Annotated in this window: 16 protein-coding genes; 10 read left to right on the top strand and 6 right to left on the bottom strand. The window is 69.6% G+C overall.

Features of this window, described 5'->3' with window-relative positions; genetic code table 11:
* The first annotated feature begins 24 nt into the window (after positions 1-24).
* Together J7357_RS08740 and J7357_RS08735 are read left to right on the top strand one after the other, a co-directional pair.
* Entirely contained in the window at positions 25-834 is an 810-nt protein-coding gene (locus J7357_RS08740) for a M15 family metallopeptidase (RefSeq protein ID WP_209245824.1), read from the top strand.
* Positions 831-1427, top strand: coding sequence for a hypothetical protein (locus tag J7357_RS08735; protein ID WP_209245823.1), 597 nt, complete (start codon positions 831-833; stop codon positions 1425-1427). Before J7357_RS08740 ends, J7357_RS08735 begins: the two co-directional genes overlap by 4 nt.
* Positions 1428-1614: 187 nt before the next feature.
* Here J7357_RS08735 and J7357_RS08730 read toward each other — a convergent pair whose 3' ends face one another.
* From J7357_RS08730 to J7357_RS08715, 4 genes are all read right to left on the bottom strand, one after another.
* On the bottom strand, positions 1615-1986 hold the full coding sequence (locus J7357_RS08730; protein WP_010341200.1) for a DUF423 domain-containing protein: 372 nt from the start codon (positions 1984-1986) through the stop codon (positions 1615-1617).
* A gap of 102 nt (positions 1987-2088) precedes the next feature.
* Complete coding sequence (locus tag J7357_RS08725) at positions 2089-3255, bottom strand: polyketide cyclase (protein ID WP_010341201.1); 1167 nt, start codon at positions 3253-3255, stop codon at positions 2089-2091.
* 472 nt (positions 3256-3727) lie between these two features.
* Positions 3728-4369 (bottom strand): response regulator transcription factor, encoded by a 642-nt coding sequence (locus tag J7357_RS08720; RefSeq protein ID WP_010341202.1) that lies wholly within the window; start codon positions 4367-4369, stop codon positions 3728-3730.
* Complete coding sequence (locus J7357_RS08715) at positions 4369-5559, bottom strand: sensor histidine kinase (protein WP_209245822.1); 1191 nt, start codon at positions 5557-5559, stop codon at positions 4369-4371. The genes J7357_RS08720 and J7357_RS08715 overlap by 1 nt, the downstream gene beginning before the upstream one ends.
* Positions 5560-5699: 140 nt before the next feature.
* Here J7357_RS08715 and J7357_RS08710 point away from each other — a divergent pair, with 140 nt between their 5' ends.
* From J7357_RS08710 to J7357_RS08690, 5 genes are all read left to right on the top strand, one after another.
* Positions 5700-6293, top strand: coding sequence for a GNAT family N-acetyltransferase (locus J7357_RS08710; protein WP_209245821.1), 594 nt, complete (start codon positions 5700-5702; stop codon positions 6291-6293).
* A 2-nt stretch (positions 6294-6295) separates the two neighbouring features.
* Positions 6296-7057: a septum site-determining protein MinC gene (gene minC / locus J7357_RS08705; RefSeq protein ID WP_209245820.1), complete on the top strand. Its 762-nt coding sequence runs from the start codon at positions 6296-6298 to the stop codon at positions 7055-7057.
* Between the two features lie 36 nt (positions 7058-7093).
* A complete protein-coding gene (minD, locus tag J7357_RS08700) occupies positions 7094-7903 on the top strand; it encodes a septum site-determining protein MinD (protein ID WP_209029460.1) in 810 nt (269 codons plus the stop codon).
* Positions 7904-7905: 2 nt separating this feature from the next.
* Positions 7906-8163, top strand: coding sequence for a cell division topological specificity factor MinE (gene minE / locus J7357_RS08695; RefSeq protein WP_010340245.1), 258 nt, complete (start codon positions 7906-7908; stop codon positions 8161-8163).
* Positions 8164-8288: 125 nt separating this feature from the next.
* Positions 8289-8780 carry a hypothetical protein gene (locus J7357_RS08690; protein ID WP_209245819.1) on the top strand — a complete coding sequence of 164 codons (492 nt, stop codon included), beginning with the start codon at positions 8289-8291 and terminating at the stop codon, positions 8778-8780.
* A gap of 4 nt (positions 8781-8784) precedes the next feature.
* Here the strand turns inward: J7357_RS08690 and J7357_RS08685 are convergent, their stop codons facing one another.
* Positions 8785-10101 (bottom strand): HAMP domain-containing sensor histidine kinase, encoded by a 1317-nt coding sequence (locus J7357_RS08685; protein WP_209245818.1) that lies wholly within the window; start codon positions 10099-10101, stop codon positions 8785-8787.
* Positions 10091-10792, bottom strand: coding sequence for a response regulator transcription factor (locus tag J7357_RS08680; protein ID WP_010340248.1), 702 nt, complete (start codon positions 10790-10792; stop codon positions 10091-10093). The genes J7357_RS08685 and J7357_RS08680 overlap by 11 nt, the downstream gene beginning before the upstream one ends.
* Positions 10793-11096: 304 nt before the next feature.
* On the opposite strand from J7357_RS08680, the gene J7357_RS08675 reads away from it, so the two are divergent.
* The 3 genes from J7357_RS08675 (at position 11097) to J7357_RS08665 (ending at position 15649) form a co-directional block, all read left to right on the top strand.
* Positions 11097-11876 carry a phosphatase PAP2 family protein gene (locus J7357_RS08675; RefSeq protein WP_209245817.1) on the top strand — a complete coding sequence of 260 codons (780 nt, stop codon included), beginning with the start codon at positions 11097-11099 and terminating at the stop codon, positions 11874-11876.
* Positions 11873-13534: a phosphoethanolamine--lipid A transferase gene (locus J7357_RS08670; RefSeq protein WP_209245816.1), complete on the top strand. Its 1662-nt coding sequence runs from the start codon at positions 11873-11875 to the stop codon at positions 13532-13534. The genes J7357_RS08675 and J7357_RS08670 overlap by 4 nt, the downstream gene beginning before the upstream one ends.
* A 126-nt stretch (positions 13535-13660) precedes the next feature.
* Positions 13661-15649 (top strand): M2 family metallopeptidase, encoded by a 1989-nt coding sequence (locus J7357_RS08665; protein ID WP_209245815.1) that lies wholly within the window; start codon positions 13661-13663, stop codon positions 15647-15649.
* Positions 15650-15700: the final 51 nt, after the last annotated feature.

The following is a 15700-nucleotide window of genomic DNA, read 5'->3' as shown; positions in this document are numbered from 1 at the left end:
GGTGCTTGGCTCTACCCTGTGCCGATGCGCACCGTTCCCCACCTGCTGCTCAACACCGAGACCATCGAACTGCTGCCGGCCGCATTGCTGCGCGCCCGCAGCAACGCCGACGCGCGCCAGCTCGCACAGGCGACCTGGCTGCTGCGGCGCAAGCACGACGGGCGCTACCTGGCGACTGCGAACGCACACGGGCTGCACGCACTGGTGCCGCGGCTGATGCACGAACCCGGCATCGACGCGGCACTGGATCGGCTCGACGCGCTGCCCGCACGCGGCGCACCGCGCGATGCCGACGCCTGGTTGCCGCTGCACGCACTGCAGGCCCAACTGGACCAGTTGGGACTGGCCGCCGACGCTTACGCACAGCGCAGCGGCCTGCCGCTGCAACCGGAACCGACCACCCTGCACGCGGCCGGCGCCGACCGCTATCGCCGCCCGCTGTGGCTGAGCGCGGGCGCCGCACGCGCCTGGCACGCGCTGCGCCACGCCGCTGCGCGCGATGGCGTGGTGCTGGAGGCGATCTCCGGCTATCGCAGCCACGCGTATCAACTCGGCATCTTCGCCCGCAAGTTCGCCCGCGGGCAGACCCTGGAGCAGATCCTCGCGGTCAATGCCGCGCCGGGCTTCAGCGAGCACCACAGCGGGCACGCGCTGGACATCGGCACACCCGGCGAGCCGCCGGCCGAGGAAAGCTTCGAGCGCACGCCCGCCTTCGCCTGGCTCCGCGCGCACACCGATGCCTTCGGCTATCGGATGAGCTATCCGCGCGACAACCCGCATGGCATCGTCTACGAACCCTGGCACTGGTGCTGGCAGGAGGCCGCTCGCACATGATCCGCTCCCACACGCGCCGGTCGCGCACCGGCACCGCCACGTGGCGGGCACTGACCCTCCTGGCCCTGGCACTGCCCACCTGCGCCGCCGCGCAATGGCACGACCGGCAGGGCCAGGCCGTGCCCGACAGCGCCGAACGCGGCCACGACAAGGCCTTCGCCGCCGCGCTGCAGATCGCCGACGACGCCGACTTCGCCACGTTCGCGCAGGCGTGGGGGCAGACCGAGGCCGCGCATGCGCCGCAGCTGCGCACGATCGCGCGCGTGCATCGCGGCCAGTTGCTGCGCGTGGCGCTGCTGTACTCCGGCTGCGCGCCCAGCCCCAACAACGGCGGCGCCTGCGATGCGCAGATGAGCCTGCGCGTGCTCGGCCCCGACGGCAGCACCACCCTGCAGGATCCGATGCGGCCGCTGGGCATGGGGGGCCCGCCGGCCGCCGCCGGCCTGCTGGAACTGGCGCCGCTGTCGGTGCAGTTGCGCTTCGAGGACAGCGACCCGCTCGGCACCTACACCGTGCAGGTCACGGTCAACGATCCCAGCCAGGACGCGTGGGTGCGATTGCAGACGCAGGTGGAGCTGGTCGGCGCACCCTGAGCGCGGCGCGGCGCCCCACCCCCAAACCCCGCGGCGACCAGCGCGGACACGACCGCCAGCGCGCGTGCCGCAGCGACAGCATCGCGCCGCACTGCCTCGGCTTCGCAACCGCAAGGTTTCAAGTACGTCGTTGCGCACCTATCCGCTGCGCCTGGCCTGCCTCACCCAGTGCCGACGTGAATCCGGCTCAGCGCCGCAACGCATCCACCGCCCACAGCAACCAGCCCAGCATCAGCGTGGTGCCTCCGATCGGCGCCAGCCGGGTCGGCCACTGCGCCAGCGCGTTGCCGGCCAGGCTGCCGGAAAACAGCAGGGTGCCGAGCAGCAACAGGCACAGCGCCAGGCGCCCGAGCAGGCGCTCGCTGCGGCGTCCCAGCGCCGCCAGCGCCACGCCATGACCGAAGGCGTACAGCGCCGCGGTCTGCAGATGCGATTGCGCCAGGGGCTCGGTTACGCCGTGCGAGGCATAGGCCGACAGGCCGATCGACACGGCCGCCAGCAGCGCGCCGGCACTGCACAGCCAGAACGGCCCGCGCGCACGGCGATCGAATGTCAGCATGAGGGTTTCCTCCGGGAGCGCGGCAGCGTTTTGCCGGCCCCATAAACAGAACGCGCCGCAAGATGCGGCGCGTTCCGGTTCACTCGTCCACCAGGGCAGGACTTACTTGATTGCCCAGTAGATGTCGTAGGTGCCTTCCGGCGTGAACGCCTTGTCCACGCCGCCCTTCCAGGCTTCGTACGGACGGTCGGTCACGTCGTAGCCGCTGGTCGCGGCCCAGGCACGCAGCGCATTGCGCGCCGCATCCAGGCCGGCCATGTGGCCGGTGTAGCTGGCGAAGGCGGAACGGTGCGCTTCGGTCCGCACGTAGGTCACCGGGGCGCCCTGCGGGATGGTCACCTTCAGCGGCTCGCCGGAGGCGGCAACCGGGGTGGCATCGACCGGCGCGGCGGCCGCGTCGTCCTTCTTGTCGTCCTTCTTCTCATCCTTCTTGGCGTCGTCCTTCGGCGCGCCACCGGCACGCTTGCGCACCGGCTGGGCGACGTCGAACGCGTACTTGTCGGCGCCGAAGTCGGTGGTGACGATGCGCACCGGACCGGCCGCTTCCAGGCCGTTGGCGTCCATCACCCGCTTGATCCACTCCTGGTTGTCCTTGATGGACTTCTTGATGGAGTCGTTGTCGCGGTCGATGTTGCCGGCGTTGACCACCAGCAGATCCTCGGCCGGCACGTCGACGACCTTCAGGTCCTTCAGCGGGGTGTCGTCGGAGCGGTAGTCCACGTTCGGCACGGTGGCCAGCACGTTGCTCAGGCGCGACAGACCCAGCTTGATGTCGTCGCCGACGTGGCGGCTGACATACAGACCGGCGTAGCGACCCAGCAGGTCCCAACCGTACTTGACGGTGTAGTCCTGGGTGATCTTCACGTTGCGGCCGTTCTTGCCGGTCGGCTCCAGCTTGAAGCTGGTGGTCTTGTCCTTGCCCTTGGTCTCGTCCTCGATGGCGATGACCACGTCCTTGTTCTTCTCGGTCGAGGTGATGGTCCAGCTACCCTTGCCGATGTAGCCCTCCTTGGAGCTGTAATCCAGACGCGCGCCGACGCCGGATTCCGGGCCGGAGAGCTTCAGCTCGATGCGCGGGTCGCGCAGCACCAGGGGGTTCCAGTCCTTGAACCGACGCAGGCTGTTGACCGTGTCATAGACGATGGTCATGCGCCGGTTGGTCTCGACGCTTTCGGACATGTGACGCTCCGAGGGCAGCACCACGCCGACAATGACGAACAGGCCAGCCACGATCCCCAGGGCGATCAGGAACTCGATAATACGGGTCATTCAGGAGGTCTCCGGGGCCGATCCCACGGCCGGGTTGATGAAGCGAAGCGCCCATCCTAGCAGGCTTCGCTGTCCGTGGTCAGCACATCACGGAATGCCGCTTCGCCCTGCGCCGCAACGGCCTCGCGCGGTGCCGGAGATGGCCGTGCGCGCGGCACCGAGGGCGACCAGACCATTGTCCTGGCGCCGGCACCGGACAGGCAGGCGCACCCGGTCATCGACCGCACCGGAACGAGCAACGGCGGCACTCCCAAGCGCACGGGCGTGGCTGATGCATGCCGGCCCCAGGCCAGACCACTGTGCTGCGCGGAACAGACGCGGGCGACCTGTGCCGACCCGCATCCCACGGCCCCCGGTCGCCCAGGACCCGCCCGGCGTGCGCGCTACCGACCTCGCGGGCCGTCCTCCTGTCTCGTTCAGACCATCTGCCGCGCACGGCCGGGCCGCAGACGGCGCCAGGCCGCCGGCCTTGTCAGACCAGTTGCAGCTCGAACGCCTTCAGCACCGCCCGGGTGCGGTCGCGCACGCCCAGCTTGGAGAGAATGTTGGAGACGTGGTTCTTGATGGTGCCCTCGGCCACGCCCAGCGAATTGGCGATCTCCTTGTTGGAGAAGCCGCTGGCCATCAGGCGCAGGATCTCGGTCTCACGGTCGGTCAGCGGGTCGGGCCGGTCCAGGCTGACGAAGTCGTTGCGCATGTGCTCCAGGCCCGAGAGCAGACGCTGGGTCACCGCCGGCTGCACCAGCGAGCCGCCGGCGGCGACGGTGCGGATCGCGCCGACCAGTTGCTCCAGCGACACGTCCTTGAGCAGATAGCCCTTGGCCCCGGCCTTGAGCCCGGCCAGCACCAGCTGGTCGTCGTCGAAGGTGGTCAGGATGATGGTCGGCGGCAGCGCGGCGGCACGCGACAGCACCTGCAGCGCCTCCAGCCCGGACATCGACGGCATGCGCATGTCCATCAGCACCACGTCGGGCAGCACCTGCGGGATCAGTTCCACCGCCTGGCGGCCGTCGCTGGCCTCGGCCACCACCTCGATGCCGCCGTCCAGCGCCAGCAGCGAGCGGATGCCCTGCCGCACCAGGGTTTGATCGTCGACCAGACACACACGGATCATCACAGCACTCCTTGGGAAACGGCGGGCGGCAGCAGGGTGGCGGCGCCGGGAACGGCGGCCCGCAGGCGGAAGCCCGCACCGGGCGCGGCCGCCACGTCCAGGCTGCCGCCGTACTGGCTCAGGCGCTCGCGCATGCCGCGCAGACCGTTGCCGGGGGCCAGGGTCTCGCAACCGCGGCCGTCGTCGCGCGCCTGGATCACCACCTGCGGGCCGTCGCGGCGCACCTCGATCCACAGATGGTCGGCCTGGGCGTGGCGCACCGCGTTGGTGATGATTTCCTGGGTGCAGCGCAGCAACACGTGCGCGCGCTCGGGATCCTCCACGGTCAGCGGCTCCTCCACCTGCAGGTGGATCTGCAGCGACGGCACCCGCTCGGCCAGCGGCCGCAGCGCCGCCGCCAGGTCGATCGCACCGCTGTCGCGCAACTGGCTCACCGCCTCGCGCACGTCGGTCAGCAGCAGCTTGGCCAGGGTATGCGCCTGCTGCACATGTTCCTGCGCACGGCCCTCGGTGATGTGGCCGGCCACTTCCAGGTTCAGGCTCAGCGCGGTCAGGTGGTGGCCGAGCAGGTCGTGCAGTTCGCGCGAGATCCGCGTGCGCTCGTTGACCCGGGCGCTCTCGGCCAGCAGCGCGCGGGTGGCGCGCAGCTCGGCGTTGAGCTGGCGCTGCTCCTCGCGCGCCTGGGTCTGCTGGCGCGCGACCAGGCTGGTGACGAAGATGAACATGGAGAAGCCGCCGTACAGCAGCGACTGCATCAGCGCCTCGAACGGCGGGAAGCCGATGGTCAGGTACACCGGCAGCACCGCCAGCTGGCTCAGCAGCAGCCAGGCCACGCCGGCGCGCACCGGCAGCAGCCAGGGGATCACCCCCGCCGCCACCATCATCAGGATGCTGCCCAGCCCCGACCGGTGCAGGTAGCCGACCGCCAGCGCGCAGATGGTCAGCAGCACCAGCATGCCGCGGTCGTACCAGCGCACGCCGTCGCCGCTGTGCAGGCGCCGGGTCAGCAGGAAATAGACCACGCCGAAGCCCAGGTAGCTGGTCAGCAGCAGCCACACCTCGCCGCTGGGCATCCGTCCCGATTCCTCGACCGGCTCCCAGTACAGGTACAGCAACGGCATGCAGATGACGGCCCAGGTGAACAGGCCGGCATAGCGCAGAACGCGGGTATGGCTGAGATATCCCAACATGCAGCCATCTTAGGATGAACGGCGCGCATTGCACTCCCACGGAAGTCATGCCGGCGCGGCTCGCCGCCCCGGGTCGCGCGTGCGATAATCCGCCCCTGCGGTCCGCACGGGGCCGCGCGCGCATCAGCAATGGAGTCTCAATGTCGATCGTCATCCGCGACGTGCGCGAGCACGAGCTCGATTCGGTCCTGGCCCTGAACAACAACGCCGGACTGGCGATCCTGCCGCTGGATCCGGCCAAGCTGCACCGCTTCTACGAAACCGCAGAGTACTTCCGCGTCGCCGAGCGCGACGGCAACCTGGCCGGCTTCCTGGTCGGCTTCGGCAGCGACAGCGACCACGACAGCAGCAATTTCGCCTGGTTCCGCGAGCGCTACCCGCAGTTTTTCTACATCGACCGCATCGTGGTGGCCAGCCGCCGCCGCGGCGGCGGCGTCGGCCGGGCGTTCTACGCCGACGTGCAGAGCTACGCCGAGTTGCGCTACCCGCAACTGGCGTGCGAGGTTTTTCTGGATCACGGCGCCGATGCGGCGCTGCTGTTCCATGGCAGCTTCGGCTTCCGCGAAGTGGGCCAGAACACGATGAACGAAGTGGAGGTGCGTGCGAGCATGCTGTTGAAGGACCTGTGCAGTTACGCCTGGGTGCGCGAAACCTACGGCGACACCCTGCCCGACCTGCCCTGGGCCGGCCACGCCCATCGTCTGCAGCGGGCGCAGCGCCCGACCGGGACCTGAGCGTGTCGTCGGTGAATCTGGACTTCGAGCAGGCCGGCGAACTGAAGATCGGCCAGGTCGGCATCGCCAACCTGCGCGTGCGCACGCTGGACGTGGCGCGGCTGAGCCAGGAGATGCGCGAGCGCGTGCAGCGCGCGCCCAAGCTGTTCGGCCGTGCCGCGGTGATCATCGATTTCGGCGGCCTGGCGCAGACCCCGGACGTGGCCACCGCGCAGGCGCTGCTGGACGGGCTGCGCGACGCCGGCGTGCTGCCGGTGGCGCTGGCCTACGGCACCCGCGAGATCGAGGAACTGTCGGTGGCGCTGGGCCTGCCGCTGCTGGCCAAGTTCCGCGCGCAGTACGAGCGCTTCGATGGCGGCGCGCCCGCTGCGGCTCCGGCACCGGTCTCGCCGCCGCCCCCGCCTCCGCCGCCGCCCGCTCCGGCGGCGCGGCCGCAACCCGGGCGCATGCAGAAGAACGCGGTGCGCTCCGGGCAGCAGCTGTACGCGGAGAACTGCGACCTGACCGTGATGGCCACCGTCGGCGCCGGCGCCGAGGTGATCTCCGACGGCAGCATCCACATCTACGGCACGCTGCGCGGCCGTGCGCTGGCCGGCGCCCAGGGCAACACCGAGGCGCGGATCTTCTGCCGCGATTTCCACGCCGAACTGGTCGCCATTGCCGGCCACTACAAGGTGCTGGACGATATTCCCAAGGAACTGCGTGGCAAGGCCGTCCAGGTCTGGCTGGAGCAGGACCAGATCATGATCGCCGCGCAAGACTGACGCGGCCCAACCTCGAACGTATCAGGAGATAGTCCTTTGGCTGAAATTATCGTTGTCACCTCCGGCAAGGGCGGCGTCGGCAAGACCACCACCAGCGCGAGCCTGGCCTGCGGGCTGGCGCGACGCGGCAAGAAGGTCGCCGTGATCGACTTCGACGTGGGCCTGCGCAACCTCGACCTGATCATGGGCTGCGAACGCCGCGTGGTGTACGACTTCGTCAACGTGGTGCACAACGAAGCCACGCTGAAGCAGGCGCTGATCAAGGACAAGCGCTTCGACAACCTGTTCGTGCTGGCCGCCTCGCAGACCCGCGACAAGGACGCGCTGACCCAGGAAGGCGTGGAGAAGGTACTCAAGGACCTGGCTGCCGACGGCTTCGACTACATCGTCTGCGATTCGCCGGCCGGCATCGAGAAGGGCGCGTTCCTGGCGATGTACTTCGCCGACCGCGCGGTGGTGGTGGTCAACCCGGAAGTGTCCTCGGTGCGCGACTCCGACCGCATCCTCGGCCTGCTCGACTCCAAGACCCACAAGGCCGAGAGCGGCAAGAGCCTGCCCGCGTTCCTGCTGCTGACCCGCTACAGCCCGGCGCGCGTGGAAACCGGCGAGATGCTCAGCATCACCGACGTGGAGGAAGTGCTAGGGCTGAAGGCGATCGGCGTGATCCCCGAATCCGGCGACGTGCTCAACGCCTCCAACAAGGGCGAGCCGGTGATCCTGGACGCCGAATCCCCGGCCGGCCAGGCCTACGAGGACGCCGTGGCGCGCATTCTCGGCGAGGAACGTCCGATGCGTTTCATCTCCGTGGAGAAGAAGGGCTTCTTCACCAAGTTGTTCGGAGGGTGAGCATGGGACTATTCGATTTCCTCAAGACCAAGAAGAACACCGCCGAGACCGCGAAGAACCGCCTGCAGATCATCATCGCGCAGGAACGCAGCCACCGCGGCGGCCCGGACTACCTGCCGCTGCTGCAGCGCGAGCTGCTGGAAGTGATCAAGAAGTACGTCAACATCGACGCCGACGCGGTCAAGGTGGACCTGGTCAAGGACGGCGAGCACGACGTGCTCGACATCTCCGTCGCCCTGCCGGAAGGGCCGACGCCCTGAGGCCGCGCGTCGGCCGTGGCAGCCGCCGCGGCTGATGCGTCGATCCGGGTCGGCGCCGCGACGCGCCCGCCTGTTGTGATCGGGCGCGTCCGTCGCGCCTTTTCCGTCCCGACGACCTCCACACGATGCAGACCGACACCGCCCTTCCCGCTGCCGCCGCCCAGGTGCTGACCGTGGGCGCGATCGGCCTGGACGCGCCGCGTGCGCTGCTGGCCGGCTACGGGCTGAGCCTGCACCGCGTCGCCGACGGCGCGGCCATTCCCGGCAGCTACTGGGGCGAGCCGGAGGCCGGGGTGATCGCCAGCGACGTCTACGTGCGCGACGACACGCCGGTGCATTCGCTGCTGCACGAAGCCTGCCACCTGATCGTGCTGCCGCCGCTGCGGCGCGCGCAGGTGCATACCGACGCCACCGACTCGGTGGAAGAGGAAGACGCCACCTGCTACCTGCAGATCGTGCTGGCCGACGCCCTGCCCGGGGTGGGCCGCGCGCGGCTGATGGCGGACATGGACGCCTGGGGCTACACCTACCGGCTCGGCTCCACTCGCGCCTGGTTCGAGCAGGACGCCGACGACGCGCGCGCCTGGCTGGCGCAACGCGGGCTGCTGCCGGACTAGCCGGTCACTCCGACGCAGGCGTTGGCGGCGACGCGCCGGAACGCTTCAGCGCGCTGCTCAGGTCCAGGGTGGCGCGGGTGCCGCTGCCGGCCAGCGAATCCAGGTGCAGCGCCCAGCCCAGGTGCTCGCACAGCCGCGCGATCAGGTCCAGGCCGATGCCGCTGCCCTCGCGGCTGCCGCCGCCGCGCGCCATGCGCATGTAGATCGCGCTGATCTCTTCCGGGCTCATGCCGTGGCCGGGATCGTCGATGCAGACCACGCCCGGCGCCGGCATGGTGATCTCGATGCGGCCCTTGTCGCTGTTCTCGATGGCGTTGCGCAGCAGGTTGCCGATGGCGACCTGCAGGATCGCCAACGGGGTCTCCACCTCGCACGCCGGCATCGGCGCCAGCACCAGTTCCAGGCGCTTGTCCGCGCACAGGTGACGATGGTCCTCGACGATCTCCGGCAGCAACTGGTCCAGCCGCACCAGGTCGCTGCCGCGCGCCATCCGCGCCGGATCCTTGGCCAGCACCAGCAGCAGCGAGATGAGTTGACCGACGCCGCTGGCGGTACGGCGGATGCGCAGCAACTGGTTGCGCACGCTGGGCGGCACGTCGTGCTGCTCCAGCGCCAGCTCGGCGGCGCCGCCGATCACCGCCACCGGCGTGCGCAGTTCGTGGCTGGTGCTGTCGATGAAGGCGCGCTCGCGCTCCACGAACAGGTCGTTGCGTGCCAGGTAGTCGTTCAATGCTTCGGCGATCACCACCTGTTCGGCGCTGGCGCGCGGATGCACCTCGATGCGCTGTCCGGGCCGGTCCGGGCGCAGGCTGCCGATGCGCTGGGCCATGTCGATCAGCGGTTGCACCACCCGGCCCATGCCCCAGGCCACCAGCGCGCCGAGCAGCAGCACCGCCACCGCGTTGGACACCAGCATCCACAGCGCCAGGTTGTCCTCGTGGTCGTGCAGTTCGGTGATGTCCAGCGCCAGCGCCAGGCGGCGGCCGCGCACGTCCTGCACCAGCACCACCTTCTCGCTGCCTTCCAGTTGCACTTCGTCGTGCAGGCCCGGCCCCAGCGCCGCCACCGCCGGCGGCAGCGGCGCGCCGCCCTCGTCGCCGTACAGGCTCACCGTGCGGGTGTCGATCCAGCGATAGTCCGGGTCGGCCGCGCTGCGCGCCAGGAAGTGGTCCAGTTCGGAGGTCAGCAGCGAGCGCCAGGTGAGCTGCTCGGCCTGGTCGTTGACGATGTAGCCATGCACGAACACCGCCAGCGACAGCAGCGCCGCGTAGCCCACCAGCCACAGGGTCAGCCGCTGCCGCAGGCCGGCCCTAGTCGGCATGCTCGCCCTCGTGGGGGCCGACCACCGCCAGGCGGTAGCCGATGCGCGGCAGGGTGTGGATCAGCTTGGCCGCGAATGGGCCATCGACGCTGCGGCGCAGGTCGTAGATGTGCGAACGCAGCATGTCCCCGTCCGGCGGCTCGTCGCCCCACAGCGCCTGCTCCAGGCGATCGCGGGTGACCGCGGCCGGGCTGGCCTGCATCAGCACTTCCAGCAGCTTGCGGCAGGCCGGGTACAGATGCAGGGTGCGCCCGCCACGGGTCACTTCCAGCGTGGACAGGTCCAGTTGCAGGTCGCCCACACGCAGCAGCTTGCTGCGGCCGCGGCCGCTGGCGCGCACCAGCAGCGCCTCCAGCCGCACTTCCAGTTCCGGCAGCGCGAACGGCTTGGTCAGGTAGTCGTCGGCGCCGGCGCGGAAACCGGCGATCTTGTCCGGCAGCTCGTCGCGCGCGGTCAGCATGATCACCGGCACGTCGGCGTGGTGTTCCTCGCGCAGCGCGCGCAGCACCTGCTGCCCGTCCAGGCGCGGCAGCATCCAGTCCAGGATCAGCGCGTCGTAGCGCTGGGTGGTGGCCAGGTGCAGCCCGGTGACGCCGTCCGGCGCCGCATCCAGGGTGTGGCCGCGCACCTCGAAGTAGTCGAACAGGTTGGCGACCAGGTTCCGGTTGTCTTCTATGACCAGCAGCCGCATGGGCGCGCTCGAATTCGGGGGACGGACCTGCCCATGCTAGCGGAAGCGTGTCGGAACGAAGTCAGAACGGCCGCGCGCCCTTGATCGAATCTCGACAAAACCTGGAAGGAATCCCAACACGACATCCTCAGGCTGGCATTCCTGCCGGTCACGGACTTGTATGGCCCGGCGCTTGCATCACCGCGGCCGTGCGCAACCTTCGCTGAAGCCCTGGCCCTCTCACCGGCAGTTCCGACAGCTATCCGACACCGCCAACCCGACCATGCCCCCACTTTCCCGCCGTCCCTGGCCGCTTTCGTCGACCATGATCAGTACGCCCCTGCGATTGTCCGCTGCGGCGGCGCCCGACCTCGGCGCACGTCGGTACTTCTATCTCTCCCACCTCTGGGTGCCGCTGGCGCTGGTGCTGTTGGCCAGCACGGCGCTGATGGGCCTGGGTGGGGATTTCTGGATCGCCGACCTGCTGTATCGCTGGGAAGGCGGACAGTGGGCGCTGAAGGACGCGGCGCTGACCCGTAGCCTGATCCACCACGACGGCAAGATGCTCAGCGCCGCAGCGTGGGCAGTGACCGCCGCGCTGGCGGTGTGGGCGTGGCGCCGTCCCGATGGCCGCCGCTACCGGCTGCCGCTGCTGTACCTGCTGCTGACGGTGGCGCTGAGCACCGGCGTGGTATCGCTGCTGAAGTCGGTGACCCACATGGACTGCCCCTGGGATCTGGTCCGCTATGGCGGCGAGCGGATCTTCGTGGGCCTGTTCGAGACCCGCCCGGCGGGCATGCCGCGCGGGGTATGCTTCCCCGCCGGTCATTCCAGTGCCGGCTATGCCTGGGTGGGGCTGTACTTCGTCGCGTTGGCGCTCAAGCCGGCCTGGCGTTGGCCAGCGCTGGCGATCGGCCTCGGGGGAGGCTTGCTGTTCGGTCTCGGCCAACAGCTGCGCGGCGCGCATTTCATGTCGCACGACCTGTGGACGCTGGCCCTGTGCTGGGGCGTGGCACTGGGCCTGTACCGGGCGATGCTGTGGCCGCGCGCGACCTCGCCGCAGGCCGATCGACGCCCCTCCACCTTCAACGATGCCGCCGCATGAGCCGATCCGTCGCACCGCCCTCGCCGTCCACCGCATCCCGTGCTCGCTGGTGGGCCTGGCGCCCGCAACTGAGCAACGAGATGCTGGCGCTGGCGGCCAGCGCGTTCTTCGCCCTGGCCTGCAACGGCATGTTCTGGCGCAGCGCGATGAGCGGCCACGGCGGCGACGTCAAGCTGGCGCTGTCGCTGTTCCTGCTGCTGCTGGCGGTGCACGGCCTGCTGCTCGGCCTGCTGCTGTGGCGCGGCATCGCCAAGCCGGTGCTGACGGTGCTGCTGATCACCACCGCGTTCGCCGCGCACTACATGAACAGCTACAGCGTCTACCTGGACGCGGACATGCTGCGCAACGTGCTGGCCACCGACCACAAGGAATCGCGCGAGCTGATGACCCCCGCGCTGATCGCGCCGCTGCTGTTCTACGCGGTGCTGCCAATCCTGGTGCTGTGGCGGGTGCGGCTGATCCGGCGTTCGCCGCTGAAGGCGCTGGCGATCCGCGCCGGTTTCCTGGTCGGCATGCTCGCGCTCGGCGGCATCGGTGCGATGCTCTCGTTCCAGGACCTGTCGGCGATGATGCGCAACCATCGCGAGATCCGCTACCTGGCCACGCCGATCAACTACCTGGTCGCGCTGCGGCAGAACTTCAAGTCCGACAGCCCCACGCGCAAGGCGCCGAAACTGCCGCTGGAACACGATGCCAAGGCCACCGCGCGCGCGCCGGGCAGCAAGCCGCGGCTGCTGGTGGTGGTGCTGGGCGAGACCGCCCGCGCGCAGAACTGGGGCCTCAACGGCTACGCGCGGCAGACCACGCCGGAGCTGGCCAAGCGCGACGTGATCAACTTCCCCGACATGCACTCCTGCGGCACCAGCACCGAGGTCTCGGTGCCGTGCATGTTCTCGCCGTTCGGCCGCCACGACTACAACGAGAGCAACATCCGCAAGCACCAGTCGCTGCTGCACGTGCTCGAGCACGCCGGCATCAGCACGCTGTGGCGCGACAACCAATCCGGCTGCAAGGGCGTGTGCGACGGCCTGCAGATCCAGCACCTGGACGACGCCAAGGATCCGCAGCTGTGCAAGGACGGGCGCTGCATGGACGAGATCCTGCTGCAGGACCTGGCCGCGCAGGTGCGTGCCAAGCCCGGCGACCGCGTGGTGGTGCTGCACCAGCTCGGCAGCCACGGCCCCAGCTACTTCGAGCGCTACCCGGCCGCGTTCCGCCGCTTCACCCCCACCTGCGACACCGCCGACCTGGGCAACTGCAGCCGCGAGCTGATCACCAACGCCTACGACAACTCGCTGCTGTACACCGACCACCTGCTGGCGCGCACCATCGACGCGCTGCAGGCCATGCCCGACTACGACACGGCGATGCTCTACCTCTCCGACCACGGCGAATCGCTGGGCGAGAAGGGCCTGTACCTGCACGGCGTGCCCTACGCGATCGCACCGCAGGAGCAGACCCACGTGCCGATGGTGATGTGGTTCTCGCCGGGCTTCGCCAGCGCGCGCGGCCTGGACCTGGCCTGCCTGCAGGCGCGGTCGCGCCGCTACGCCGACCAGGACAACCTGTTCCCGTCGGTGCTGGGCCTGATGCAGGTCAGGACCGGCGTCTACGACCGCTCGCGCGACCTGTTCGCGCAGTGCGCCAAGCCGCAATGACCGAGCGTCCACGCGCCGCCCTGGCGTGATCGGACGCGGCGGCGCAGCCGAGGGCGTGCCGCCCGAACTTGCGGCGGTGCGGGCGGCCCACTAGCCTTCCGGGCAATCGCCCTGCAAGGATTCGCCGTGACCCTCCGCTCTCCGCTGCTCGCGCTGTGCCTAGTCGCGAGCCTGCTGACGCTGTCCGCCTGCCGCAAGGAACCCGCGGCCGAGACCGCCGCCCCCGCCGCGGCCCAGCCTCAGGGCGAGAGCGCCGACCAGTTCGTCGCCCGCATCAACGAGGAATACCGCGCGCTGCTGCCGGAACTGACCGCGGCGCAATGGCTGTCGGCCACCTACATCAACGGCGACAGCGAGCGGCTGGCGGCCAAGGCAAATGCGCGCTGGCTGACCACGCTCAACGGCTGGATCGCGCAGGCGCGGCGCTACGACGGCAAGCCGATGTCGGCCGACAGCGCCCGCGCACTGCGCCTGCTGCAGCAGATGACCGCGATGCCGGCGCCGCGCGATCCGGCGCGGCTGGGCGAACTGGCCGCGCTGGCGACGAAGATGGAGGGCGCCTACGGCGCCGCCTCCTACTGCACCGGCGAGGGCGACGCGCGCCGCTGCCGGCAGTTGGGCGAGCTGGAGGACGTGCTGCGCCGCAGCCGCGACTACGACCAGCAACTGGATGCCTGGCAGGGCTGGCATGGCGCCGTGCAACCGATGCGCAAGGACTACCAGCGCTTCGTCGAACTGGTCAACGAAGGCGCGCGCGACATGGGCTACGCCGATACCGGTGCGCTGTGGCGCAGCGGCTACGATATGCCGCCGGCTCAACTCGCCGCCGAGACCGACCGGCTGTGGACCCAGGTCAAGCCGCTATACGAACAACTGCACTGCTACGCGCGCGGCAAGCTCGACGCCGAGTACGGCAAGGACAAGGGCGAACTGGCCGGCGGCCTGCTGCCGGCGCACCTGCTCGGCAACATGTGGCAGCAGGACTGGAGCAACCTGTGGGACCTGCTGCAGCCCTACCCCGGCGCCGGCAGCCTGGACATCACCGACGCGCTGGAGCGGCAGTACCAGGGCAACCTGAGCGCGGCGCTGGCGCGACGCAATGGCGACACCTCGCCGGAGGCGCGGTTCATGGCCCAGCGCGAGGCGCAGTTGCTCAGCGCGCGGCAGATGACCGAGCGCGCGCAGGACTTCTATACCTCGCTGGCGATGCCCAAGCTGCCCGACAGCTACTGGACGCGCAGCCAGTTCATCAAGCCGCTGGACCGCGACGTGGTCTGCCACGCCAGCGCCTGGGACATGGACACGGCCGGCGACGTGCGCACCAAGATGTGCGTCAAGCCGAACGAAGAGGACTTCACCACCATCTACCACGAACTCGGCCACGTCTATTACGACCTGGCCTACAACCCGTTGCCGCCGCTGTTCCAGGGCGGCGCCAACGACGGCTTCCACGAAGCCATCGGCGACACCGTGGTGCTGGCGATGACCCCGCAGTACCTGCATTCGATCGGCCTGGTCGGCGCACCGCAGGTCGGCCGCGAGGCACTGATCAACGCGCAGATGCGCATGGCCTTGAGCAAGGTCGCGTTCCTGCCGTTCGGGCTGATGATCGACCGCTGGCGCTGGGGCGTGTTCGACGGCTCGATCGCCCCGGACCGCTACAACCAGGCCTGGTGGGAGCTGAAGGCCAGGTACCAGGGCGTGGCACCGGCGACACCGCGCGGCGAGGACTTCTTCGACCCCGGCGCCAAGTACCACGTGCCGGCCAACACGCCGTACACGCGTTACTTCCTCTCGCACATCCTGCAGTTCCAGTTCTACAAGAGCCTGTGCGACGCCGCCGGCTACAAGGGCCCGCTGTACGAGTGCACTTTCTACGGCAACAAAGAAGCTGGTCAGAAGTTCTGGTCGATGTTGCAGCGCGGCGCCAGCCAGCCGTGGCAAGCCACGCTCAAGGAACTGACCGGCAGCGAGCGCATCGACGCCGGCCCGCTGCTGGAGTATTTCGCGCCGATGCAGGAATGGCTCAAGCAACAGAACCAGGGGCGGATGTGCGGGTGGGAGGCATCTGCGGCAACGCAACCCACTGCAGTGCCGGCGCAGAAGCAAGGTTGACGCGGCGCGGCGGCCGCAAAGCCGGAGCGCAGTCGTCAGGACAGACCGTGC

The sequence above is a fragment of the Xanthomonas sp. D-109 genome, assembly GCF_017746095.1.
Classification (GTDB): Bacteria; Pseudomonadota; Gammaproteobacteria; order Xanthomonadales; family Xanthomonadaceae; genus Xanthomonas_A; species Xanthomonas_A sacchari.
Note: the sequence above shows the minus strand (reverse complement) of the source record. Positions and strands in the feature narration are given on the sequence as shown.